Annotated in this window: 21 protein-coding genes; 5 read left to right on the top strand and 16 right to left on the bottom strand. The window is 72.7% G+C overall.

From position 1 onward, the window contains the following. Positions 1-63: 63 nt before the first annotated feature. The gene (locus D3P35_RS23510) at positions 64-288 is read left to right on the top strand and encodes a hypothetical protein (RefSeq protein ID WP_118138373.1); all 225 of its coding nucleotides are present in this window, start codon (positions 64-66) and stop codon (positions 286-288) included. A gap of 349 nt (positions 289-637) precedes the next feature. Here D3P35_RS23510 and preA read toward each other — a convergent pair whose 3' ends face one another. The 7 genes from preA to D3P35_RS23475 form a co-directional block, all read right to left on the bottom strand. Next, positions 638-1,939, bottom strand: coding sequence for an NAD-dependent dihydropyrimidine dehydrogenase subunit PreA (gene preA / locus D3P35_RS23505; protein WP_118138372.1), 1,302 nt, complete (start codon positions 1,937-1,939; stop codon positions 638-640). 17 nt (positions 1,940-1,956) lie between these two features. Then, positions 1,957-2,787 carry a class I SAM-dependent methyltransferase gene (locus D3P35_RS23500; RefSeq protein WP_157982286.1) on the bottom strand — a complete coding sequence of 277 codons (831 nt, stop codon included), beginning with the start codon at positions 2,785-2,787 and terminating at the stop codon, positions 1,957-1,959. Between the two features lie 44 nt (positions 2,788-2,831). Next, entirely contained in the window at positions 2,832-4,160 is a 1,329-nt protein-coding gene (locus D3P35_RS23495; RefSeq protein ID WP_118138370.1) for an NAD(P)-dependent oxidoreductase, read from the bottom strand. A 322-nt stretch (positions 4,161-4,482) separates the two neighbouring features. After that, positions 4,483-4,707: a DUF1150 family protein gene (locus D3P35_RS23490; RefSeq protein ID WP_118138369.1), complete on the bottom strand. Its 225-nt coding sequence runs from the start codon at positions 4,705-4,707 to the stop codon at positions 4,483-4,485. A 15-nt stretch (positions 4,708-4,722) separates the two neighbouring features. After that, a complete protein-coding gene (locus tag D3P35_RS23485) occupies positions 4,723-5,139 on the bottom strand; it encodes an Hsp20 family protein (protein WP_118138368.1) in 417 nt (138 codons plus the stop codon). A gap of 125 nt (positions 5,140-5,264) precedes the next feature. Next, positions 5,265-5,933 (bottom strand): type B chloramphenicol O-acetyltransferase, encoded by a 669-nt coding sequence (gene catB, locus D3P35_RS23480; protein WP_118138367.1) that lies wholly within the window; start codon positions 5,931-5,933, stop codon positions 5,265-5,267. Positions 5,934-5,988: 55 nt separating this feature from the next. Next, positions 5,989-6,972 (bottom strand): Hsp33 family molecular chaperone HslO, encoded by a 984-nt coding sequence (locus D3P35_RS23475; protein ID WP_118138366.1) that lies wholly within the window; start codon positions 6,970-6,972, stop codon positions 5,989-5,991. A 316-nt stretch (positions 6,973-7,288) separates the two neighbouring features. On the opposite strand from D3P35_RS23475, the gene D3P35_RS23470 reads away from it, so the two are divergent. Further along, the gene (locus tag D3P35_RS23470) at positions 7,289-7,765 is read left to right on the top strand and encodes an NUDIX domain-containing protein (RefSeq protein ID WP_118138365.1); all 477 of its coding nucleotides are present in this window, start codon (positions 7,289-7,291) and stop codon (positions 7,763-7,765) included. Positions 7,766-8,103: 338 nt separating this feature from the next. Here D3P35_RS23470 and D3P35_RS26605 read toward each other — a convergent pair whose 3' ends face one another. Further along, positions 8,104-9,633 (bottom strand): tetratricopeptide repeat protein, encoded by a 1,530-nt coding sequence (locus tag D3P35_RS26605; protein ID WP_198670780.1) that lies wholly within the window; start codon positions 9,631-9,633, stop codon positions 8,104-8,106. A gap of 138 nt (positions 9,634-9,771) precedes the next feature. Here D3P35_RS26605 and D3P35_RS26600 point away from each other — a divergent pair, with 138 nt between their 5' ends. The 3 genes from D3P35_RS26600 (at position 9,772) to D3P35_RS23455 (ending at position 12,555) form a co-directional block, all read left to right on the top strand. Next, positions 9,772-11,526, top strand: a complete 1,755-nt coding sequence (locus D3P35_RS26600; RefSeq protein WP_198670779.1) for an ABC transporter ATP-binding protein — start codon at positions 9,772-9,774, stop codon at positions 11,524-11,526. Positions 11,527-11,690: 164 nt separating this feature from the next. Continuing rightward, complete coding sequence (locus D3P35_RS23460) at positions 11,691-12,152, top strand: phasin family protein (protein ID WP_157982284.1); 462 nt, start codon at positions 11,691-11,693, stop codon at positions 12,150-12,152. Between the two features lie 64 nt (positions 12,153-12,216). Continuing rightward, a complete protein-coding gene (locus D3P35_RS23455) occupies positions 12,217-12,555 on the top strand; it encodes a tRNA-binding protein (RefSeq protein WP_118138362.1) in 339 nt (112 codons plus the stop codon). 334 nt (positions 12,556-12,889) lie between these two features. Here the strand turns inward: D3P35_RS23455 and D3P35_RS23450 are convergent, their stop codons facing one another. The 8 genes from D3P35_RS23450 to D3P35_RS23415 form a co-directional block, all read right to left on the bottom strand. Continuing rightward, complete coding sequence (locus D3P35_RS23450; RefSeq protein WP_118138361.1) at positions 12,890-13,927, bottom strand: siderophore-interacting protein; 1,038 nt, start codon at positions 13,925-13,927, stop codon at positions 12,890-12,892. Positions 13,928-14,066: 139 nt separating this feature from the next. After that, positions 14,067-16,214, bottom strand: a complete 2,148-nt coding sequence (locus D3P35_RS23445; protein ID WP_118138360.1) for a TonB-dependent receptor — start codon at positions 16,212-16,214, stop codon at positions 14,067-14,069. Between the two features lie 231 nt (positions 16,215-16,445). Then, positions 16,446-17,252: an ABC transporter ATP-binding protein gene (locus D3P35_RS23440; protein ID WP_118138359.1), complete on the bottom strand. Its 807-nt coding sequence runs from the start codon at positions 17,250-17,252 to the stop codon at positions 16,446-16,448. After that, positions 17,245-18,225: an iron ABC transporter permease gene (locus D3P35_RS23435; protein WP_118138358.1), complete on the bottom strand. Its 981-nt coding sequence runs from the start codon at positions 18,223-18,225 to the stop codon at positions 17,245-17,247. Before D3P35_RS23435 ends, D3P35_RS23440 begins: the two co-directional genes overlap by 8 nt. After that, complete coding sequence (locus tag D3P35_RS23430) at positions 18,222-19,238, bottom strand: iron ABC transporter permease (protein WP_118138357.1); 1,017 nt, start codon at positions 19,236-19,238, stop codon at positions 18,222-18,224. Before D3P35_RS23430 ends, D3P35_RS23435 begins: the two co-directional genes overlap by 4 nt. Then, positions 19,235-20,194 (bottom strand): iron-siderophore ABC transporter substrate-binding protein, encoded by a 960-nt coding sequence (locus tag D3P35_RS23425; protein WP_118138356.1) that lies wholly within the window; start codon positions 20,192-20,194, stop codon positions 19,235-19,237. The genes D3P35_RS23430 and D3P35_RS23425 overlap by 4 nt, the downstream gene beginning before the upstream one ends. Before the next feature lie 150 nt (positions 20,195-20,344). Continuing rightward, positions 20,345-21,682 carry an MATE family efflux transporter gene (locus tag D3P35_RS23420; RefSeq protein ID WP_198670778.1) on the bottom strand — a complete coding sequence of 446 codons (1,338 nt, stop codon included), beginning with the start codon at positions 21,680-21,682 and terminating at the stop codon, positions 20,345-20,347. After that, positions 21,679-22,399: phosphopantetheine-binding protein (locus tag D3P35_RS23415; RefSeq protein ID WP_232830612.1), on the bottom strand; the 721-nt coding region annotated here is incomplete at its 5' end. The genes D3P35_RS23420 and D3P35_RS23415, both read right to left, overlap by 4 nt.

The following is a 22,399-nucleotide window of genomic DNA, read 5'->3' as shown; positions in this document are numbered from 1 at the left end:
GGTTTGACTCAGGGCCCCGGAGACCCCAGACTCCGTGTACAAGAAGAAACCGGAGGAAACATCATGACCCATCCGAAGACCGCCGCAGCGGCGCAATGGGTGCATGCGGACCCGTCGGAAGCGGGCCGCCACCCGCTCGACGAGATCGCCGACAGCCATCGGGGCGACATCGCCCGGGTGCAGGCGCTGCACCTCGCCGACGAAGGGGGCCTCGGCCCCCGGCGCTCCAGCCTGTTCCGGGCCCGCCCGGAGGAGCACACGCCCGGCTTCGAGCCGAAACGCTCCTGAGCCGCGCCGCCGAGACCCTGCCGCCCGCCCCGTTCCCCGGGGCGGGCGTTGCCTTTTTCGGCGGCCGGACATGAGGCAAGGAAACGCCCCTCTCGCCGAGGGGGCTCGCGCCCCCGCAGCTCGACGGGCGTGGCGCAGGATCTGCGATCCTCCGCCGGGAGGCGTCGGGTGGGGCGCCGGGCTGTCCGGCGCCGGGATACGGGCAGCTGACCGCCGGGAAGAGCCATGAATGCCGCCGGCACGGGCCGGGAGCGGCGGAGCCCCGGAGAGGGCTTCGCCACGCCCCTCGAGCTGCGGGGGGCCTGCCCCCCCTCGGCGAGAGGGGCGTTCGCCCCGCCGGGGCGGGGCGCTACTCGGCGGCGACGCGGCCGGGGTTGTTGGGGTGCATCGTCCAGTTCGCGTAGGTGTCTTCCACGATGCGGCCGGTGCGCGGGTCGGTCTCGCCGGCCTGCATGGGCACCATCTCGATGCAGCCCTCCACCGGGCAGACGTTGACGCAGAGGTTGCAGGCCACGCACTCGTCGTCCTTTACCTCGAACACCCGGCCCTCCTTCATCGCGATCGCCTGGTGCGAGGTGTCCTCGCAGGCGGCGAAGCAGCGACCGCAGGAGATGCACAGGTCCTGGTCGATCTTCGCCTTGGCCACGTAGTTGAGGTTGAGGTACTGCCAGTCGGTCACGTTGGGCACCGCGCGGCCGATGATGTCGTCGAGGCAGGCATGGCCCTTCTCGTCCATCCAGGCCTCGAGCCCGGCGATCATCTCCTGCACCACCCTGAAGCCGTAGGTCATCGCCGCGGTGCAGACCTGCACGTTGCCGCAGCCCAGCGCGATGAACTCGGCCGCGTCGCGCCAGGTGGTCACCCCGCCGATGCCGGAGATCGGCAGGCCGCGGGTTTCCGCATCGCGCGCGATCTCGGCCACCATGTTGAGCGCGATCGGCTTCACCGCCGGGCCGCAGTAGCCGCCGTGGCTGCCCTTGCCGTCGATGGAGGGCTCGGGGCTGAACGTGTCGAGGTTCACCGAGGTGATCGAGGAGACGGTGTTGATCAGGCTCACCGCGTCGGCGCCGCCGGCCTTCGCCGCGCGGGCGGGGTAGCGGATGTCGGTGATGTTGGGGGTGAGCTTCACGATCACCGGCATGCGCGTCGCCTGCTTGCACCAGCGCGCCACCATCTCGATGTACTCCGGCACCTGCCCCACGGCCGAGCCCATGCCGCGCTCCGACATGCCGTGCGGGCAGCCGAAGTTGAGCTCGATCCCGTCCGCCCCCGTGGCCTCCACCAGCGGGATGATGCCCTTCCAGCTCTCCTCGTCGCAGGGCACCATGAGCGAGACGATCACCGCGCGGTCCGGGTAGTCGCGCTTCACCGACGTGATCTCGCGCAGGTTCACCTCCAGCGGGCGGTCGGTGATCAGCTCGATGTTGTTGAGCCCCAGCAGCCGCCGGTCCGCGCCCCAGACCGCGCCATAGCGCGGGCCGTTCACGTTCACCACGTGGGGGTCGAGCCCGAGGGTCTTCCAGACCACCCCGCCCCAGCCGGCCTCGAAGGCGCGGCGGACGTTGTATTCCTTGTCCGTCGGCGGCGCGGAGGCCAGCCAGAACGGGTTCGGCGACTTGATGCCAAGGAAATTGCCGCGGATGTCTGCCATCTTGGTGGTCTCCCCTCTCAGGCGCGCTTGCGGAAGATCATCTCCCGCGGGGCGATCAGGCCGGCGCGCACGCAGGCCACGTAGTTCTGCATCTTCTGCCGCGCCGTCTCGCCCATCAGCAGGTGGATGCCGAGCGGCGGCAGCCCCTTCTCGGCGATGGTGGCAAGCACGCGCTCGAAATAATGCAGGGCGAAATCCTTGCGGTCGCGCTCGGCGACGCGCTCGAACCCCGCCGCCTCCGCCGCCGCGTGGTAGACCGCCGGCGCCTCGACGAAGGAGGTCGCTTCCGAGGTCGACCAGGGCAAGGGGAAGCTCAGCGCCCCCTCGCCCGCGCGCATCACGTCGAAGAGCGCGAATGTCCCGCCCGGGGCCAGCGCCCGGCCCACCTCGGCGAAGAGCGCCGCCTTGTCGGGCAGGTTCATGCCGACATGGAACATGAGCGCGAGATCGAAGCTCTCCGGCTCCACCGGCAGGGCGGTGGCCGAGCCCTCGCGGAAGCGGGTGGCCCCGCTCAGCCCCGCCATGGTGCTGAGCTCGCGCGCCGCCTCCACATAGGCCGGGGTGAGGTCCACCCCCATCACCTTCGCGCCGTAGCGCCGGGCGACATGCCGCGCCGTGCCGCCGAGGCCGGAGCCCACGTCGAGCACCCGCGTGGCGGGGGAGATGTCGAGCTGGTCGAGCAGCGCCTCCGTCGCCTCGATGCCGCCGGTGTGGAACTCGTCGACCGGCTTGAGGTCCTCGGCGCGCGGGTGGGCGGTATCGCAGCCCAGCGCGGCGAGACCCTCGGTGATACGCGCCGTCAGCGTGGCGGTGGTGTAATGGGCCGTGACCTGTTGTTCGACACTCATGGCGCCCTCCTCCCCGGTGCTGCCAGGAAAAGGCCAGTGTAGCATCACGAAAGCGCCCGATGAATGGCCTCGGCCGCGTCGCGCCCCTCGGCCACGGCGGTCACGGTGAGGTCGTCGCCGCCCGTGGCGCAGTCGCCGCCCGCCCAGACCCCCTCGAGCCCGGTGAAGCCCTCGGCGTCCACCCGGATCTTGCCGCGCTCCAGCGTGAGGCCGGCGGGTACGTCGCCCAGGGTCTGGCCGATGGCGCGGAACACCTGGTCGGCGGGGATGCAGAAGGTCTCGCCGGTGCCGGTGAGCCCGTCGGGCCCCTCCTCGGTGTACTCGAACTCCACCTCGCGCACCGCGCCATTGCCCAGCACCGCCACGGGGCGGGCGTTGAAACGCAGGGTGACACCCTTGCTGGCGGCAAGCTCCTGCTCGAAGCCGCTGGCGGACATGCGCTCCTGGCCGCGGCGGTAGACGATGGTGACATTCTCGGCGCCCAGCAGCTTCGACTGCACGGCCGCGTCCACCGCCGTCATGCCGCCGCCGAGCACCACCACGTTGCGGCCCACCGGCAGGGCGGAGAGCTCCTGCGCCTGGCGCAGCTCGGCGATGAAATCGACCGCGTCGGCCACGCCCTCGCGCGCGGCACCGTCGACCTCGAGCGCGTTCACCCCCGAGAGGCCGATGCCGAGGAACACCGCGTCATGCTCGGCCCGCAGCGCATCGAGCGACAGCTCGGCCCCGAGCCGCGCGCCGGTGCGCAGGGTGATGCCGCCGATGGCGAGCAGCCAGTCGAGCTCGGCCTGGGCGAAGTCGCCGGTGCTCTTGTAGGCGGCGATGCCGTATTCGTTGAGCCCGCCGGCCTTGGGCCGGGCGTCGTAGAGGGTCACGTCATGGCCCTTCAGCGCGAGGCGATGCGCGCAGGCGAGGCCCGCGGGCCCTGCCCCCACCACGGCGACGTGCTTTCCGGTGGCGGCGGCGCGGGTGAAGGGATGGGTGCCGGCGGCCATCATCGCGTCGGTGGCGAAGCGCTGCAGGCGGCCGATCTCCACCGGCCGACCCTCCGCCGCCTCGCGCACGCAGGCCTCCTCGCACAGCGTCTCGGTGGGGCAGACGCGGGCGCACATGCCGCCGAGGATGTTCTGGGCGAAGATGGTCTTCGCCGAGGCCTTCGGCTGCTCGGTGGCGATCTGGCGGATGAAGAGCGGGATGTCGATGGAGGTGGGGCAGGCCGTCACGCAGGGCGCGTCGTGGCAGAAGTAGCAGCGGTCCGCCGCCACCAGCGCCTCATGCGGGGTGAGCGGGGCGTGCAGGTCGGAGAAATGCGCCGCGAGCGTGTCTTCGTCGAGCCGCCCCGGCCGGATTCCGGGCATGCGCTGGGGGTCCATCGGTTATCTCCCTGTAGGTGCCTCGTCGGGTGCCTGGGGAGAATGTTGACCCAATGGTCAAATTCTCGCAAGCGGAATTTTCGGGCATGGCGAAATTCCTGCCTGCGAGGCGGTCAGCCCGCCGCATGCTGCGCCTGCGAATGCGGCAGCGCGCCCGAGCTGCGGGCATGACGAAAGCCGGCGGCGCGCGCGGCACCGTCGGCTCTGGCAGAGGCTTTACGGAGGGGATATCGGGCCCGGCCGGCGGCGGAGCGCGGCCGGCAGGGGTGCCGGAAAGGCGGTCCCCCTCCCCGCCGGCGGCAGAGAGGGGGGGCAGTGGCGATCAGTGCACGCTCACCGGGGTGTAATCGTTCTGGCGGGCCACGGCGAAGGCCATCTTGCGGTCTCCCACCAGCGCGAGCGGCTCGCCGCTCTCGTCATGGATGGCGTAGAGATCGGTGACGCCCTCGGGCACCTCGATCTGCGGCGGCAGATCACTGGTGTGCACGCGGCGCACATAGGCCAGCGGCAGGGCGGAATGGGTGTTCTTCATGTTCTCGGTGTTCATAGGAAAGCTCCTTCCTTACCGATCTCGGGTGATCTCGATCTTGCGCACCACGCTTTCGGGGGCGTGGCGAACGAGATCCACGTGCAGCAGCCCGCAATCGAGCCGCGCGGTTGCGACCTCGACACCCTCGGCCAGCACGAAGGCGCGCTGGAACTGGCGGGTGGCGATGCCGCGATGCAGGAAAACCCGACCCTCGGTCTCGTCGGTGTTGCGACCTCGGATCACGAGCTGGTTGTCCTCGATTGTCACCGAGAGATCTTCCTCGCGGAAGCCAGCGACGGCCAGGGTGATGCGGTACGACCCTTCCCCGGACTGTTCGATGTTGTACGGGGGATACCCCTCGTTGCCGGACTTGGCGGTGCGTTCGACCAGCCTGTCGAGCTGTTCGAACCCCAGCAGGTAGGGGTGGGAGGCAAAGGATACCCTGGTCATGGTCTAGCCCTTCTTGCAAAGCGACTTGCCGGCGGGCCCCGTTGCGGCGACCGCGCCTGCCCAAGCAATATGGGAACAGAAAGACGTTAACACAAGACCTTGCTCCCCGGGCCGGGGCGCCGCCCTCAGCCCTGCGCGGTCCGCCAGAGGGCGTGAAGGCCCGCCACGTCGCCCGAGCACAGGAGCGGCATCGCGGGGGCGAGGCGCTCGAGCGGCCAGTCCCACCAGCGCATCTCCAGCAGCAGCGCCACCTCCGCCTCGGGGAAGCGGCTGCGCAGCGGGCGGGCGGGGTTTCCGGCCACGACCTGGTAGGGGGCGACGTCGCGCGTGACCACCGCGCGGGCGCCGATCACCGCGCCGTCACCGATGCGCAGGCCGGGCAGGATCATCGCCTCGGCCCCGATCCAGACATCACTGCCCACCACCGTGTCACCGGCCGGCAGGTAGCCGTCCGCCGCGCCGGCGAAGGCGGGTTCGTCGGCCATGTAGTGGAAGGGGAAGCTCGACACCCAGTCCGCCCGATGGCCCTGGTTGCCCGCCATCACGAAGCAGGCCCCGGTGCCGATGGAGCAGAAGCTGCCGATGATCAGCCGGTCGACCGCGTCCGGGCCGGGCGAGAGGTAGCGGGCGCAATCGTCGAAGGAATGGCCGTGGTAATAGCCCGAGTAGTAGCTGTAGCGCCCCACGGAGATGTTGGGGTTGGTCACCTGTTCCGAGAGCAGCCGGCCGGCGAAGGGGCTTTCGAAGGCGTTGCCCGCGCCGGGCGGCACGGGAGGTCTCGCAGCGTCGCTCATGCGGGCCTCCCTGCCCCGGTGGCCGCGCCGCCGGCCGGGGCGGCGCGGGCGGGTCTCAGCGGTCGGCCTCGAAGCCCAGCGTGCGCGGGTCGAACTCGTAATGCGCGCCGCAGAACTGGCAATCGGCGGTGAGGTTGCCATCCTCGTTGGTCATGTGGCCGATGTCGCGGGCCGAGTACTGGGCCATGGCGCCCACCACCTTCTCCGCCGAGCAGGTGCAGCCGAAGCGCACGGACTGGGCGTCGTAGACGCGCGGGGCCTCCTCGTGGAACAGCCGCACGAGGAGCTGGTCGGGCGAGACATGCGGGCCGACGAGCTCATGGGTCTCGGCGGTGTCGAGCAGGTAGTTCACCCGGGCCCAGTTCTCGCCCTCCTCGCCGGAGACGACATCGGCGGCCGAGAGCAGCCCGTCCTCGCCCCCCGGCTGCTCGGCGGCGAAGGGCGAGGCCTTGGGCATGTGCTGCAGCATCACCCCGCCCGCGCGCCAGGTGAGCCCGCGCCCCGGCACGCCCGCCTGCGCGGCGGAGAGCAGGAAGCGCGTGGCGATCTGCTCGGACTGGGCGAAATAGGTCTCCGCGCAGGCCGAGAGCGAGCCGCCGGAGAGCGGCGTGAGCCCCTGGTAGGGCGCGGTGCCGCGGCCCTGGTCGATGAGCATGCCGAACACGCCGCGGCCGAGCAGCGGGAAGGCGTCGGGCGTGCGCTCGGGCAGCTGGTCGGCGTCGAAGCTCGCGTAGGCGCGCACGCGGGCCGGCTCGCCCTCCTCGTCGGGGGCGAAGTAGTCGGTGGCGATGAGCCGGATCGGGCCCTCGCCGCGCACCTGCAGCGACAGGCGCCAGTTCATCTTCATGGTCTGGCCGATCAGCGCGGTGAGCAGGCAGGCCTCGGCCACGAGGTCGGCCACCGGCGCCGGGTAGGCGTGCTGGTCGAGGATGGTGTCGAGCGTGCCGTCGAGCCGGGCGACGCGGCCGCGGATGTCGGCACGGTCGAGCTGGAAGGGCAGGATCATGTCGTCCCACGCGATCTGGGCTGCGGTTGTCATGGGAACCTCCTGGCGGCTGACTGCGCGAAACGCACCACATAATAGCCCGCGCGCCCGACGCAAGGTCAATCCACGATGCCCCCGGCCCCGGGGCCCCGGCGGAGGCCCGCCTGCCCGCCGCGCCACGGCAGGCGCCGCCATCTGCGCGTTCACCTGCAAGCTGCCACCCGCGCGGGGCCGCGCCGCGAGCGGGCGCGCCGCCCTCGCCCGACGGGGCAGGCGCTATCGCCCGGGGGTTCAAGCGCTATCGCTCGGGGTGGCGAACCGGTATCGCTCGGGGGAAGAACGACTCGCGACCGAGGGGAGAGACAGGCCGATGCTGCGCAGATTCGGGGAGCCGGCCGAGCCCGGCCGCCGCTACACCACCCGTCCCGGGGCCTATGCGATCATCCTCGGGGCCGGCGGGCTTCTGGTGACCGAGACGCATGTGCCCGAGCACGAGATCCAGCTGCCCGGAGGCGGCATCGACCCCGGCGAGAGCCCGCTGCAGGCCCTGCACCGCGAGGCCTTCGAGGAGACCGGCTGGCGCATCGCCCCGCGCCTGCGCCTCGGGGCCTACCAGCGCTTCACCTACATGCCGGAATACGATCTCTGGGCGCGCAAGGTGTGCCATATCTACCTGTGCGCCGCCGTCGCCCGCCACGGCCCGCCGCGCGAGGCCGCGCACGAGCCGGTCTGGCTCGCGCCCGGCGCCGCCACGCGGGCGCTGAGCAATTCCGGCGACCGCTGGTTCCTCGAGGCCCTGCTCCGCGCCCCCGCCGGCCCCGGGCGCCCGGCCCGGCGCGCCCGCTGAGCCGCAGCGCCTCGTTCCGGATGACGGAACGGGGGCGCTGCGGCCGGACCCGGCAGGCCGGCCATCCCGCCGGCGCCGCTCCGGTCACCGCCCCACCCACCGCCGACGGCAGCGCTCGCCGCATCCGGCACGGCCGTCTTGCCGTCTTGCCGTCTTGCCGTCTTGCCGTCTTGCCGTCTTGCCGTCTTGCCGTCTTGCCGTCTTGCCGTGAGGAGCGTGCCCGCCACGCCACGCCGTGCAAGGGGCGGCGGTCTCCTGCGCGCGGGCAGGCCCTTCGCGGTGGCGGGGCCGCGCTGGCGGGAGGGACGCGCCGCCCGGGGCGGTGCCTCCGGGAGCTCTCAGGGCAGGCCGGCGAGGCGCAGGCCGGCGGCGAGGTGTTCGAGGTCGGCGGGGTTCTGCTCGGGCACCACGCCGATCCAGCTCTCCACCGTGAAGCGCGGGAAGGCGGCGCGGATGCGCCAGGCCTCGCGCTCGGCCGCCTCGCGCTGGCCGAGATGGGCGTAGGCGGCCGCGAGCACCCGGCGGCCCTGGGTCGGGTCCTGCATGCGCAGCACTGTGCGCACCGCCTCGTCGTAGCGGCGCAGGTTGAACTGCACCCCGGCCATGAGCCAGAGGTAGAGGTCCGGGAACCAGGGGTTGAGCTGCATCGCCCGCTCGAGCATCGGCAGCGCCTCCGCCGCGCGCCCGCAATGGGAGAAGGCATCGGCCGCGTCGGCCAGCAGGTCGGCGTCGTTGGGGTTGAGCCGCAGCGCCTCCTCGTAGGCGGCCACGGAGAGCGCGTGCTCCTTGCGATAGAGCCGGGCATAGCCGATCTCGCCATGGGCCCGGGCGTCGCGCGGCTCGGCGTCGACCGCGCGCTGGGCGAAGGCGAGCGCGCTCTGCAGCGTGCGCTCGGGGTGGGTGGTCCAGCCGTGGCGCCAGCGCAGGTTCTCGCAGCGCGACAGCAGCGAGAGCGCCCGCGCGTAGCCGGGGTCGAGGTCGAGGGCCACGCTGCACAGCCGCTCCACCTCGGCCACCGAGTTGGCCGAGGGCGCGTAGAGCAGCGCCTGGGCGCGCAGCACCATGTCGGTCGCCCGCAGGTCCTCGGGCGGCAGGCTCACCGCCTGGCGGGCGTATTCGCGCTCGGAGATGCCCAGCGCGGTGGCGGCGGTGATGCGGTCCGCCACCTCCTCTGCCACGGCGAAGAGCAGCTCGGGCGGGCGCTGGAAGCGCTCGGCCCAGATCGCCCGGCCCGAGGCGCTTTCGGTGAGCGAGACGTCGAAGCGCATCATCCCCGCCCGCTCCGACAGCGAGCCCGAGATGACGAAGCGCACCCGCATGCGCTGGCCGATCTCGAAGGGCGGCAGCAGCGTGTCGCGCCACACCCGCGACGTGCCGCGTGCCATCACCGAGAGCTCGGAGAAGCGGGTGAGCCCCATGTTCACGTCGTCCGAGAGGCCGCGCGCCCGCAGGCGCATGTTCCGGTCCCCCGAGGGCGAGCGGAAGGGCAGCACCGCGAGGGTGAAGGGCTCGGCCAGCGCGCGCTTGACCGGCACGGCGAACACCGCGTCGCGCCGCGGACGCAGGATCCAGATGTCCTCGGGCGGGCTGTCCGGAGAGGCGGCGTGCAGGCCGAAATACTCCATGCCGAATCCGGTGTCGGGCCCCAGCGCCTCGCGCGCGCCCGCCGTCACCCGGATCTCGCGCGCATCCTTGGCGAGGGTCTGCAGTTCCACCAGCCGCTGCCGGCCGATGGGCGGGTCGAGCGCCAGCACGCCCGCCTGCGGCAGGTCGTCGAGCGATTGCAGCTCCTCGGGGCCGGAAAAGCGCAGCACCTGCCGCGTGCCCCCCGTCTCCACCAGGATGAGCCCGATCCCGCCCAGTGCCATGCCGCCCTGCCCTCCGTGCCGCCCCGCCGCTCGCCGCATCTTGAAAGCCGCGGCCCGGCATGCAGTTTGGCATGGCGCGCGGCGCATGGTAAGTCCCGGCCGCCGCGGGGCGCGTTGCCCCATGAGGAGACGACGACGATGCACAGTGCCGAGGCCGACGGCCTGACCCTCGCCACCGGCTATGGCCGCCTGTGGCGCACCTACGTGCGCCGCCACTGGCGCATGCTGGCGCTCTCGGGGCTGATGACGCTGATCTATGCCGTGACCACCGCCTTCATGGTGCGCGCCACCGCCTGGCTGGTGGATGCGTTCGACGCGAAGGACACGGCCGCGCTGGCCTGGGCGCCGGCGATCATCCTCGGCATCACCCTGCCGCGCGGCGCGGCACTCTACCTGCAGAAAACCCTCAACATCCGCACCATGACCACCATCGAGGCCGACCTGCAGAAGGCGATGTACGGCGCCCTGCTCGGCGCCGATCTCGCGCGCATGCAGCAGGAGGCCCCCGCCTCGCTCGGCGCGCGCTTCACCGCCGACATCGGCCTGGTGCGCGAGGTGATGGACCGGGGCGTGAACACGGTGGCGGCCGTGGCCACCATCATCGGCGCCTTCACCCAGATGCTGCTCATCGACTGGGTGATGACGCTGGGCACCATGGCGATCTTCCTGCTGGCGATGACCCCGATCAACGCCATCGGCGCGCGGCTCAAGCGCCTCAGCCGCCAGACCCAGGCGCAGATCGGCCAGATGACCGCGAAGGTGAACGAGGGCCTCGGCGGCGCCCGCCTCGCCAAGACCTACCGGCTGGAGAACTACCTCGCCGACACCGCGAACGAGAGCTTCGACGGCCTGCGCAGCCTCAAGGTGAAGATGATGGACCAGCAGGCCCGGGTGGAGCCGATGATGGAGGCGCTGGGGGGCATAGCACTCGCCGGGCTCGTACTCTTCGTGGGCACCCGCATCGCCAACGGCACCAACACCATCGGCGATTTCTCCGGCTTCCTCGCCGGGCTCGCCATCGCCTCGCAGCCGATGCGCAAGATCGGCGCCATCTTCACGCTGGCCAACCAGGGCCTCGCCGCGCTGGCGCGCATCTACACGCTGCTCGACGCCGAGAACACCGTGGTCGACCGCCCGGGCGCGAAGCCCCTGCCCCGCGTGCAGGGCGCGCTGAGCTTCCGCGACGTGCATTTCGCCTATCCCGACGGCTCGATGGCCCTGCGCGGCATCGACCTCGACATCGCACCCGGCCAGACCGTGGCACTGGTGGGCCGCTCGGGGGCCGGCAAGTCGACCGTGTTCAACCTCATCCCGCGGCTCTACGACGCCACCTCCGGCGCGGTGACGCTCGACGGCCACGATTTGCGCGAGGTCACCCTCGCCTCGCTGCGCGACCAGGTGGCGCTGGTGAGCCAGGACTCGGTGCTGCTCACCGACACGATCGCGGCCAACATCGGCTTCGGCCGCCCCGGCGCCAGCCGCGAGCAGATCGAGGCCGCCGCGCGCGACGCCGCCGCCTACGACTTCATCTCCCGCCTGCCCAACGGCTTCGACACGCGGCTGGGCGAGGAGGGCGGCTCCTTCTCCGGCGGCGAGCGCCAGCGCCTCGCCATCGCGCGGGCCATCCTGCGCGACGCGCCGATCCTGCTGCTCGACGAGCCCACCTCCGCCCTCGACGCCGAGAGCGAGGCCGCCATCCGCGGCGCGCTGAAGCGGCTCACCGCCGGGCGCACCACGCTGGTGATCGCGCACCGGCTCTCCACCATCCTCGACAGCGACCTGATCTGCGCCATGGACCAGGGCCGCATCGTGGAGCGCGGCACCCACCAGGAACTGCTGGACCGCGACGGGCTCTACGCCGATCTCTACCGCCTGCAGTTCGGCAACGGCTGAGCGCCCCCTGCCCCCTCGCACAGGTGCCCCTCCGGGGCGCCTGTTTCATGCTGCGCGCGGGCGCCCCGGGCTTTTTGTGCGGTGCAGCAAAAATTCCCTTGAATACTGCGGTGCAGCGCACCAAGTTGAGCCTCGGAGAGAATCAACCACGAGGAGAGCCCACGATGTTCGACAAGAACCTGTTTCCCTTTGACACAGAAAAGATGATGGAAATGTTCAAGACTCCGGATTTCACCAAGATGATGACCGAGATGAAGTTTCCCGCGGTGAGCCCGGAAGAGCTCATGGCGACCCAGAAGAAGAACATGGACGCGCTCGTGGAGGCCAACAAGGCCGCTGCCGCCGGCTACCAGGACCTGTTCAAGAAGCAGGTCGCGATCTTCGAGGAGACCATGTCCGAGGCGCAGAAGCAGATGAAGGGTTTCGACGCCTCCAAGCTGTCCCCCGAGTCCGCCGCGGCCCAGACCGAGCTCACCAAGGCCGCCGTGCAGAAGGCGCTCGCCAACATGAAGATGCTGGCCGAGACCGCGCAGAAGGCCAATGCCGACGCCTACACGATCGTCTCCGCGCGCATCAAGGAATCGGTCGCCGAGCTGCAGGACATGGCGGCGAAGCTGCAGAAGTGATCCCTTCGCCGCTTGCCCCCGCTTCGGGCAGGCGGTTAAGTCCTTCCCCGAGTGAGGAGGACAGATGGACCAGATCAGCTTCGACGACTTCCTGAAGGTCGATATCCGCGTCGGCACGGTCACCCGTGCCGAACCCTATCCCGAGGCGCGCAAGCCCGCGATCAAGCTCTGGATCGACTTCGGCCCGGAGATCGGCGAGAAGCGCAGCTCGGCGCAGGTCACCGTGCATTACGAGCCCGAAACCCTCATCGGGCGGCAGGTGATGGCGGTGGTGAACTTCCCGCCCCGGCAGATCGGCCGCTTCATGTCCGAAGTGCTCGTCCTCGGCCTGCCCGACGAGAATGGCGACATCGTGCTCATCACCCCCGAACGCCCGGTGCCCGGCGGCGGGCGCATGCACTGACGCCCCTCCCCCCGCGACAGACGGAACGCCCGGCCGGATCCCCCCGCGCCGGGCGTTTTGCCGTGCGCTCGCGGGCGGCGTAAGCTCCGGGCTGTCGGCAGAGTTCCTGCACCGACCGCCGATCACCGGGCAAGGCCGCTGCGCCCCGGCTGCGCCAGTGGGCCCTGACGGCGAGGGCAACGCGGGGCAGTGCCGGGCAGATCACCGGATCGGCGAAGCGGGCGCCCCCCGGGGCGACGCCGGATGGTCGCGCCGGTGCCACTGGTCGCGAGGCGCCGTACCGCGGGGTGCAAAGATCCGGCGCCGGGCGCGCGACCCGGCGGGGCCAGCAGGCTCAGTCGTGGTCGTGGTCGTCGTCGGAGCCGGGGGCGTGCCAGTAGGCGGAGGCCACGAAGGTGCCGCGCCCGAAGCCCAGCGTTCTGAGATGCGCGCGGGCGGCGACGGCCTCGGCACGTTCGGCGGCGAAGAACAGGTGCCGGTCGGCTGCGGGCGGCGTGAGGGCGCGCAGCGCGTCGAGCGGGGTTTCCGCCCCGCCGCGCAGCACCCAGCGCAGGCGCAGGCCGGGCGGATGGGCCAGCACCTGCACATCCGCCGCCTCGGGCACGAAGAGCACCGCCTCGCCCACGGTTTCCGGCGGCATGGCGGCGAGGATGCGCGCGGCCACGGGCACGGCCGTCTCGTCGCCGATCACCCCCACCCAGGGTGCCGGCACCGGCATGCCGCCGCCCGGGCCGGTGAGGGCGATCTCGGCGCCCGGCGCGGCGCGCCCCACCCAGTCGGTCACCCGGCCGCCCGCGTGCAGGAACACGTCGAAGCCGAGGCGCGCGGCGCCTTCCATGCCGAGCGGCTCGAGGCTGCGGGTGGTGTAGACCGGCCGGTGCCAGGCCGCCACGCCGCCGGGCCAGCGGGTGACCCCGGCCTCGTCTGTGTCCGGCCAGTCGGCGCCCTCGGGCCCCAGCAGCAGGCGGAAATGCATGCCGCCATCGGCAAAGCGCGCGAGGTCGGGGCCGGTCACGGTCACCCGCACGTAGGAGGGCGAGATCCGCTCCAGCCGCTCGATGCGCGCGAGGCTGAGGTTCGCCGGCCGGGTGCCGGCCTCCCGGCTCTGCCACTCGAGCGCGAGGCCGAGGGCGGCCACGCGTTCGGCCACGAGGTCGCGCAGCATCTGCAGCGAGACCGGCTCATCGGCGAGCAGCCGGATCGCGGTGCCCGCCCCCTCGGCCGAAACCTCCACCGCGCCGCGCTGCAGGGTGAGCAGCAGCACGCCGTCGCGCTCCTGCACGGCGACCTCGGCGCGTTCGGCCGCGTCGCGGAATGCGGGAATGGCGCGCCGGGCCGGCTGGGCCAGGCGGGCGCGGGCCTCGAGGGTCATGTCGGTCTCTCCTTCACCCGCCCGTGGCGGCGGGGCCTTGCACCGGGAGCGTCGGCGCGCTCCCGGGTCTCCTGTGCGGCGGCGCGCCGCCCCTCCCGGCGCCCCGCCGGGAAGGCCGCGCGCCGCGCGGGGCGTTGCCTCAGAAGGCGACGTCGAGGCGCAGGCCCACCTCGCGGCGGTCGCCCAGCGTGGCATAGGCGCCGGGGCCGTACTCGTAGGTGTAGTAGCGCTCGTCGAACAGGTTGGTCGCGTAGGCGGTGAGGCGGAACTGCTCCCAGGCATAGCCGGCCGAGATGTCCACCGTGGTGTAGGCATCGAGGCCGACCGGGTTCGCCACCCCCTGCTCCAGCCGCGACACGGAGGAGCCGGTGTAGGTCACGTTGCCGGTGGCGAAGAAGCCCAGCGGCGCGCCCCAGCGGAAGCCGAGCGAGAGGGTCTCGTTGGGCGCGCCGGGGAATTCCAGCCCGGAATAGTCGGTGCCCGCCACCTCGAAATCGGTGAACTCGGTGTGCAGCAGGCCCACGGAGGAGTAGAGCGAGAGCTTCTCCGTCGCCGCCCAGGACAACTCCAGCTCGGCGCCGTAGGACTCGGACTTGCCGGCGTTGGTGATGTAGCTGGTCGAGCTGTCGAACGGGTCGGCCCAGAACTCCACCTGCTGGTCGTCCCAGTTCTGGTAGAACACGTTGGCCGCCACGCCCAGCCGGCCCTGCAGGAAGCGGCCGCGGTAGGAGAGCTCGTAGTTCTGCGCCCACTCGGCCTCGTAGTCGTACTGCGTGCCGTCGGCGGCGTAGACCCCCGAGCCGCCGGGCCGGTAGCCCTCGGTGTAGACGAAGGCGAGCGTGTGGTCGGGCAGGAAGTTCCACTCCACCCCGAGCTTGGGGATGAAGACGGTGTCGTTGTAGGTGGAGGAACTGTCGGCGGTGGTGACGCCGTTGACCGAGTAGAAGGCCGTCTGCTCCTGGTGGATGTAGTCCACCCGGCCGCCGGCGATGAGGCGCACGTCGTCGATCACCTCGTAGGAGATCTCGCCGAAGCCGGCGAGGTTCTGGATCTCGGCGGTGTTGCGGCTGTGGTCGACCGAGAGCAGGGTCTGGTCGCGGAACGAGTCCTGGTCCTCCTGCGCGGCGTAGAAGCCGGCCACCCAGCGCAGCGGGCCGTTGTCGAAGTTCAGCCGCAGTTCCTGGCTCATCAGGCTCTGGTCGAACTTGCCCTTGGTGGTGAGGAATTCGCCCGGCGTGCCGTCGTTGATCGAGTGCCGGTCGGTGAGCGAGCGGCTCCAGCCGGTCATCGAGGTGAAGGTGAGATCGGCGTCGATCTCATGCGTCACCTCGAGGCCCCAGCTGTCGACATTGGTCTTGCGCACGTCCTGAAAGGCGGGCAGCTCGGAGAGGCCGAGGCCGGCGTAGAGGTCGGGCAGGATGTCGCCCCAGACATCGCCGCGGTCCTCGCCGTAGCCCGGCGCGCCGGTGCTCCAGCCCGGGCCGGCGATGTCGTTGGGCACGGGGTTGTCGTAGTAATGCGCGCCGCTCAGCAGCACCCGGGTGCGGTTGGTGCCGTCGGGGCGCCAGAGCACCTTGCCGCGCACCGAGTAGTACTCGTCCTCGGTGATGTCGTCGTAGCGGCCGAAGCGGGCGTAGGAGGGGTAGTTGAGGTCGTTGTCCTTCTTCGACCACTCGCCGGCGATGCGGAAGGCCAGCTTGTCGCCGAGGAAGTTGTTGTAGGCGAGCCCGGCCTGGCGGTGGTTGTTCTCGCCGTAGGTCACCTGGGCGCGGGTTTCCTCCTCGAAGATCGGGTCACGCGTGCGCAGGTACATCGCACCCGCCAGCGCCGCGCGGCCGGTGAGGGTGGACTGCGGGCCGCGGTAGACCTCGAGCTGCTCGGTGTCGAAGGTGCCGCGCAGGCCGCGGCGGGTGCCCTCCACCGTCTGCTGCACGCCGTCGATGTAGAAGGAGGCGAGCGGCGCGCCGAGGCCGCCGGGCGTCTGGCCCTCGGAGTTGATGCCGCGGATCACGAAGCCGCTCTCGGTCCAGTCACCGGCCTGCACGTTGGCGATCTGGCGGAAGGCGTCGCGCACGGTCTCGGTCGTCGGGCTGTCGAGGCGCTCCTCGTCGATCACCGCGACACTGGACGTGGTCTCGTCCGCCACCGAGGTCGAGCGGTCGCCGTAGATGACGATGGGCTCGAGGGCGAATTCCTCGTCCTCCGGCGCGGTCTGCGCTCCGGCGGCGGTGGCGGCGATGACGGAAATGCTGCTGAGCAGCGCGGCCAGATGCGGTGACGACTTCATCACGTGTCCTCTCGACAAGCAGGGTCTGTGCGCTGGCGAGAAGCTGGCTGTGTTCCGACGCAGAAAGCACGAAGTCACGCGATCGTCAAAGCGCCCAGCAAGGGGTGCGGGCGTCTCTGCGCGGGTGTGTTGTCAAAATCACACGCCCGCGTGAGCCAGCGCGAGCGGTGGCGTGCACGGGCAAGTGCGCGTGCGGGGGCGAAGCCCTGCCCCGGGGCGCGCGCGCCCTGCTCAGCGCCCGAAGGCGCCCTCGGCGCGCGGGATGCACAGGGGCGTGCCGCACTCCGGGTCGGGGATGATGGTGACGGCGACGCCGAACACATCGAGCACCGCCTCCGGCGTGAGCACCTCCGAAGGCGGGCCCTCGGCGCGGATGCGGCCCGCCTTCATCATCACCAGGTGGTCGGCGTAGCGCGCCGCCTGGTTGAGGTCGTGCAGCACGGCGACCACGGTGGCCCGCCCCTCGGCCACCAGCCGGTGCATCAGGCCCAGCACCTCGATCTGGTGGGCGAGGTCGAGATAGGTGGTGGGCTCGTCGAGCAGCAGGACGCGGCCCTGCTGCGCCAGCGTCATCGCGATCCAGGCGCGCTGGCGCTGGCCGCCGGAGAGCGTGTCGAGCAGCCGCGCGCGCAGATGCCCGGTGCCGGTGAGGGCGTAGGCCTCCTCCAGCGCGGCGCTGTCGGCCTCGCTCCAGCCGCCGAACAGGCTGCGGTGCGGGTAGCGGCCCTGGCGCACGAGGTCGTCGACCGTGAGGCCCTCCGGCGCGGCCGGGCTCTGGGTGAGCACGCCGAGCTGGCGGGCCAGCTCGCGGCTGCCGAGGGTGGCGATGGCCCGGCCGTCGAGCAGCACCTGCCCCGCGGTGGCGCGCTGTGCGCCGGCGAGGCCGCGCAGGGCGGTGGACTTGCCGCAGCCGTTCGGGCCCAGCAGGGCGGTGAAGCGGCCGGGCGGGATGGCGAGGTCGAGCCCGTCGACCACCGGGCCGCGGCCGTATCCGAGGGTGAGCCCGCGCGCCGCGAGCCCGGTGCGCGGCTCACTCATCGCGGCGCCTCCACAGCAGGTATCCGAAGAAGGGCGCGCCCAGGAGCGCGGTCATCAGCCCCACGGGCAGCACCAGCGGCGGCATGGCCCGGCGCGCCACCAGGTCGGCCGCCAGCACCAGGATCGCGCCGGTGAGCGCCGCCGCCGGCAGCAGCCGGCCATGCGCGGGCCCCACCAGCCGCCGGGCGAGATGCGGTGCCGCGAGCCCGACGAAGGCCACCACCCCCGCCGCCGCCACCGCCGCCCCCGAGAGCAGCGCGCAGGCCAGCGCCATGCCGCCGCGCACCGCGTTCACCCGCATGCCGAGGCCGCGGGCCACCGTGTCGCCGAAGGCGATGAGGTCGAGCTCGCGCGCCGCCGCCCAGGCCAGCAGGCCGGGGAGCACCGCCCAGGCGGCGAGGCGGCGCACCGTCTCCCAGCGCGCGTCCTGAAGGCTGCCGGCGAGCCAGGCCATGGCGCGCTGCACCGCGCTCACCTCGCCGAAGGTGGCGATGAAGGAGGCCCCTGCCCCCGCCATCGCGCTCAGCCCCACGCCGATGAGGATGATGCGCAGCGAGCTGGTGCCCGCCCGCCAGGCCAGCGCCCAGATGGCGGCGCACATCGCCAGCGCGCCGCCGAAGGTGAGCCAGGGCAGCGCCCCCCCGGGCACCCGCCCCGCCTCCACGATCACCACCATGGCGACGAGGGCCGCACCGGCGTTGATGCCCAGCAGGCCCGGCTCGGCCAGCGGGTTGCGCATCACCGCCTGGGCCACGGCCCCGGCCACGCCCAGCGCCGCGCCCACCAGCATGGCGAGCACCGCGCGCGGCAGACGCAGGCCGGTGACGATCATCCGCGCGGCCGGCGGCACGTCCTCCGCCCCGGCGAGCGCGCCCAGCACCTGGTCCGGCGGCACCGGCTGGTCGCCCAGCGAGAGCGCGCCGAGCAGGGCGAGCGCCAGCACGGCGAGGAGGGCAAGCCAGGTTCCCCTCATGCGGGCGCCCCCCCGATGCGGGTGCGGGCGAGCCAGATGAAGAAGGGCGCGCCGACGAGCGCGAGGGTGATGCCCACCGGCACGTCGCGGTCGAAGGCGGCGCGGGGCAGCGTGTCGGCCAGCAGGGTGAGCCCGGCGCCGCCGAGCGCGCAGAAGGGCAGGATGCGGCGGTAGTCGGCCCCCAGGCTCATCCGCACGATATGCGGCACCACCAGCCCGACGAAGCCCAGCGGTCCGGCAAGCGCCACCGCCCCGCCCGCAAGCAGCACCACGAGCAGTGCCGAGACCAGCCGCCAGAGCGGCTGGTTCTGCCCCAGCGCCCGCGCCGTGTCGGCCCCGAGGCTGAGCGCGGTGAACTGCCCCGCCACCAGCAGGGCCGCGCCGAGCCCCGCGCCGAGCCAGGGCAGCACCGCGGTCACCTCCGCCATCTGCCGGCCGCGCAGCGAGCCCGCGGTCCACAGCCGCATCGTCTCGAAGGTGCGGGCGTCGAGGATCAGCACCGCCGCCGAGACCGCGCCGAGGAAGGTGGCGATCACCACCCCCGCCAGCACCAGCTTCAGCGGTGTCGGCCCCGAGCGCCCGGCCGAGCCCAGCGCCTGCACCAGCACCGCCGCCGCCGCCGCGCCCGCGAAGGCCGCCCAGAGCAGGCTGCCCGCTGCCGTGACGCCCAGCAGCGCGATGGCAAGCACCACGGCGAAGGCAGCACCCGCGTTCACCCCCAGCAGGCCGGGCTCGGCCAGCGGATTGCCGGTCACCGCCTGCATGATCGCCCCAGCCACCGCCAGCGCCGCCCCCACGCCGAGCGCCGCGAGCACCCGCGGCAGGCGCACGCCCTGCACCACCAGCTCCACCCGCCCCTCGGGGGCCGCGAAGAGCGCGCGCGCCACCTGCGGCACCGAGATGTCGGAGCTGCCCACCGTCATCGCCCAGAGCGCGAGCAGGCACAGCGCCGCGGCGCAGAGGCCGAGCGCCCCGGCGACCCCGGCCACCTCCCTGCCCTGCCCGCGGTTCATTGCCCGCCGATCACGTAGGTTTCGAGGTCGTCGAGCACCCGGTTGGCCGAGGCGAGGCCGCTGAACTCCATCCAGGTCGCGGGGTCGATCGCATGCACCCGGCCGGCCTGCACCGCGGGCAGCAGCTGCCAGAGCGGGTCGGAGAACACCTCCTCCTGCCGGCCGTTGGTGGCGGAATCGTTGGTGCCGCCGATGATGTAGAGCAGCACCTCGCCGTCGAGGGCGGCGAGCTCCTCCCAGTCCGGGCGCCTGAGCACCTCGGCGGGGTCCTCGGTGGTCTCGTAGGCGCTGCGGCGCACGCCCGCGTCGCGCATCACCGCGAAGGGCGCGTAGGCACCGGGGCTGTCGAGGTAGACCTGGAAGTCCCACGAGGTGATGCGCAGCACCGAGACCGTGGTGTCGGGCATGCGGGCGCGGATGTCGGCCAGCCGCGCGTCGTAGGCGGCGAAGCGCTCCGCGATCTCCTCCTCGTGGCCGGTGAGCCGGGCGAGCACGCCGTAGAAGGCCCGCCAGTCCGCCGAGGTGTAGAGCAGCGTGGGCGCGAGTTGCGAGACCTGCGGGTAGATCGAGGCCGCCAGCGCCTCGTTGCCCGGAAAGCCGATGATGAGATCGGGCGCGAGGCCGACGATGCGCTCGAGGCTCGGCTCGGTCACCGCGCCGATGCTGGTGACCCCGCGGGCCCGCGCCTCCTCCGCCAGGGCCTCGTTGCTCATCAGCTCCAGCGGCGCGCCGGCCACGGGCAGATCGACGTCGAGGGCGATGCCGAGGCCGAAGCTCGCGTCCAGCACCACCACGCGCGCCGGGGCGGCGGGCACGCAGAGCGGGGCGTCATAGACCGCCGCCTCCTCGATGAGCGTGCCCTCGCAGGCTTGCGCCGCGGCGGGCAGGCCGGCGGCGGCGGCAGCGGCAGCGGCGAAAGCAAGCAAAAGGGTCGCGATGGGGTGTCCAATGCGCATGGCGCCTCCCGGGGGGTCATGTTGAGGGTGCATTGGCTTGAGGCGCTCCGGGCCGGCCGGGCGCTGTCGCTGCGCCCGAATAAACGCCGGGCGGGGGGCGACTGTCAATGAAGGGCCCGGTTCCGGAACGCGGGGGAAGCCGCGTGCGGCTCACGCGGGGGCGAGCCCCCGCCAGCGCCGGCCCTGCCAGCGCGCCAGCATGAGCGCGGCCTTCACCACCTCCTCGGCGATCATCGCCAGCCAGATCCCGCGCACCCCCTGCCCGAGATGCACGGCGAGCAGCCAGGCGAGCGGCAGCCCCATGCCCCAGGTGACGGCCAGGCTCGCCGCCGCCGGCCAGCGCACGTCCCCCACCCCCTTCAGCGCGTGGTAGAGCACGGTGTTGAGCGCGAAGCCCGGCTGCAGCGCCACGGTGAGCAGCAGCAGCTCGCGCCCCAGCGCCAGCACCTCCGGGTCGTCGGTGAAGAGGCCGAGGAAGAGGCCGGAGCCCGCGTGCAGCGCCGCCGCCAGCGCCGTGGCGAGCAGCATCGCCGCCCCGGCGGCGCGCAGCGCCATGCCCTGCACCGCCTCGGGGCGCCCGCCGCCGCCGTGCCAGCCCAGCCGCACCTCGTTGGCCTGGCTCACCGCCATGATCACGAGGGTGAGGAAGCTGGTGGCGACCATGGTGTAGGCCCGCGCCAGCACCCCGGCGAGGCCGAAGCCGGTGATGAAGCCCAGGGTGATGAGCTGATAGAACACGTAGGCGATGTTGTCCGACACGCTGGGGAGCGACAGGGCGAAGAGCCGCCCCACCCGCCCCCAGGGTGCTGCGCGCGGCGAGAGGTTCACCCCCAGCCCGCGCACCATCACCGCGCCCAGCGCCACGGCACAGACCACCCGCATGCCCAGCGTGCCCAGCGCCGAGCCGGTGACCCCCAGCGCCGGCACCGGGCCCCAGCCGAGGATCAGCACGTATTCCGCCCCGAGGTAGAGCGTGTAGGCCACGAGGCAGAGCCCGAGGATGGTGCGGTTGCGCCCGAAGCCGCGCAGGCAGGGGATGGCGGCCATCATGAAGCCGTTGAACCCCATGGCCGCCGCCACGATCAGGATGAAGCGGTGTGCCTCCCCGGTGAGCGCGGCCGGCGTGTCGAGCAGGCGCAGGAGCAGCGGTGCGGCGAGCGCGAGCAGCGCCCCCACCGCGAGGCCGAGCAGCGCGTTCGCCAGCACCGTCACCGCCGCCACCGCGCGCGCCGCCGCCACGTCGCCCCGGCCCAGCGCGTGGGAGATCAGCACCACCCCGCCCACGCCCAGCAGGGCCGAGACCTCGTAGGCCACCATCAGCACCTGGGTGGCGACATTCACCGCCGCGGCCGCCGCCGGCGAATGGGCGCTGATGATCATGGTGTCCACCAGCATCACCACCATCGACAGGCAGGATTGCAGCACCAGCGGCAGCGCCAGCCGGAAGAGCGAGACCCCGGTCCGGGCGCCGGGTCCGGTGCCGCTCACCCGCGCCCCGCCCCCGCGCCTGCCAGCCGCGCCCGGCGACGGGCCAGCCGGCTGTCGCCCGGCCGCTCGGCCGGGCCGGAGGCTGCGGGCGAGATTGCGGGCGAGCCTGCGGATGGTGTCTCGCCGGGCGCGGCTGCGAGCGTGCGCAGATGGGCGGCGAGGCTCTCCAGCGTGGGAAAGCGGAACAGGTCGACCATGGGCACCGCCAGCCCTAGCTCGCGCCGGATCGCCGCCTGTACCCGGGCCAGCACCAGCGACTGGCCGCCGAGATCGAAGAAATTGTCGCCCGGCGCGACGGGCCCCGCCCCCAGCAGCTCGCGCCAGATCCGCGCCAGCGTCGCCTCCGGCTCGCCCCGCGCACCGGCCGGCGCGGGCCGGGGGCCAGGGCGCAGGCGCAGCAGTGCGTCCGCGTCCGGCGCTCCGGTGGCATCGCGCGGCAGGGCGTCGAGCCAGGTGAAGCTGTCGGGCAGCAGGAAGTCGGGCACCAGCGGCGCGAGCTGCGCGCGCAGCGCCTCCGCTCCGGGCCGGGGCGCGCCGGGCGCCGCCACGAGGGCAGCCGCCAGCCGGCGCGGCCGGGCGGGATCATCCGCGAAGAGCGCCGCCTCGGCCACGCCCGGGCAGGCCTCGAGCGCCCGGGCCGCCGCGCGGGTGTCGAGCGTCACGCCGCGCAGCCCGAGCCGCCCCGCCGCGGGGCCGAGCAGGGTCACGCTGCCGTCC

Origin of the sequence: Oceanicella sp. SM1341, assembly GCF_003448965.1 — a bacterium.
Taxonomy (GTDB): domain Bacteria; phylum Pseudomonadota; class Alphaproteobacteria; order Rhodobacterales; family Rhodobacteraceae; genus Paroceanicella.
Note: the sequence above shows the minus strand (reverse complement) of the source record. Positions and strands in the feature narration are given on the sequence as shown.

What these genes read in the sequence shown, in the direction of transcription:
- preA (WP_118138372.1), bottom strand. Translation starts at nt 1,939, where the DNA reads ATGGCAGACATCCGCGGCAATTTCCTTGGCATCAAGTCGCCGAACCCG.
- D3P35_RS23510 (WP_118138373.1), top strand. Translation starts at nt 64, where the DNA reads ATGACCCATCCGAAGACCGCCGCAGCGGCGCAATGGGTGCATGCGGAC.
- D3P35_RS23440 (WP_118138359.1), bottom strand. Translation starts at nt 17,252, where the DNA reads ATGAGTGAGCCGCGCACCGGGCTCGCGGCGCGCGGGCTCACCCTCGGA.
- D3P35_RS23435 (WP_118138358.1), bottom strand. Translation starts at nt 18,225, where the DNA reads ATGAGGGGAACCTGGCTTGCCCTCCTCGCCGTGCTGGCGCTCGCCCTG.
- D3P35_RS26600 (WP_198670779.1), top strand. Translation starts at nt 9,772, where the DNA reads ATGCACAGTGCCGAGGCCGACGGCCTGACCCTCGCCACCGGCTATGGC.
- D3P35_RS23500 (WP_157982286.1), bottom strand. Translation starts at nt 2,787, where the DNA reads ATGAGTGTCGAACAACAGGTCACGGCCCATTACACCACCGCCACGCTG.
- D3P35_RS23485 (WP_118138368.1), bottom strand. Translation starts at nt 5,139, where the DNA reads ATGACCAGGGTATCCTTTGCCTCCCACCCCTACCTGCTGGGGTTCGAA.
- D3P35_RS23455 (WP_118138362.1), top strand. Translation starts at nt 12,217, where the DNA reads ATGGACCAGATCAGCTTCGACGACTTCCTGAAGGTCGATATCCGCGTC.
- D3P35_RS23495 (WP_118138370.1), bottom strand. Translation starts at nt 4,160, where the DNA reads ATGGACCCCCAGCGCATGCCCGGAATCCGGCCGGGGCGGCTCGACGAA.
- D3P35_RS23490 (WP_118138369.1), bottom strand. Translation starts at nt 4,707, where the DNA reads ATGAACACCGAGAACATGAAGAACACCCATTCCGCCCTGCCGCTGGCC.
- catB (WP_118138367.1), bottom strand. Translation starts at nt 5,933, where the DNA reads ATGAGCGACGCTGCGAGACCTCCCGTGCCGCCCGGCGCGGGCAACGCC.
- D3P35_RS26605 (WP_198670780.1), bottom strand. Translation starts at nt 9,633, where the DNA reads ATGGCACTGGGCGGGATCGGGCTCATCCTGGTGGAGACGGGGGGCACG.
- D3P35_RS23475 (WP_118138366.1), bottom strand. Translation starts at nt 6,972, where the DNA reads ATGACAACCGCAGCCCAGATCGCGTGGGACGACATGATCCTGCCCTTC.
- D3P35_RS23445 (WP_118138360.1), bottom strand. Translation starts at nt 16,214, where the DNA reads ATGAAGTCGTCACCGCATCTGGCCGCGCTGCTCAGCAGCATTTCCGTC.
- D3P35_RS23470 (WP_118138365.1), top strand. Translation starts at nt 7,289, where the DNA reads ATGCTGCGCAGATTCGGGGAGCCGGCCGAGCCCGGCCGCCGCTACACC.
- D3P35_RS23450 (WP_118138361.1), bottom strand. Translation starts at nt 13,927, where the DNA reads ATGACCCTCGAGGCCCGCGCCCGCCTGGCCCAGCCGGCCCGGCGCGCC.
- D3P35_RS23430 (WP_118138357.1), bottom strand. Translation starts at nt 19,238, where the DNA reads ATGAACCGCGGGCAGGGCAGGGAGGTGGCCGGGGTCGCCGGGGCGCTC.
- D3P35_RS23425 (WP_118138356.1), bottom strand. Translation starts at nt 20,194, where the DNA reads ATGCGCATTGGACACCCCATCGCGACCCTTTTGCTTGCTTTCGCCGCT.
- D3P35_RS23460 (WP_157982284.1), top strand. Translation starts at nt 11,691, where the DNA reads ATGTTCGACAAGAACCTGTTTCCCTTTGACACAGAAAAGATGATGGAA.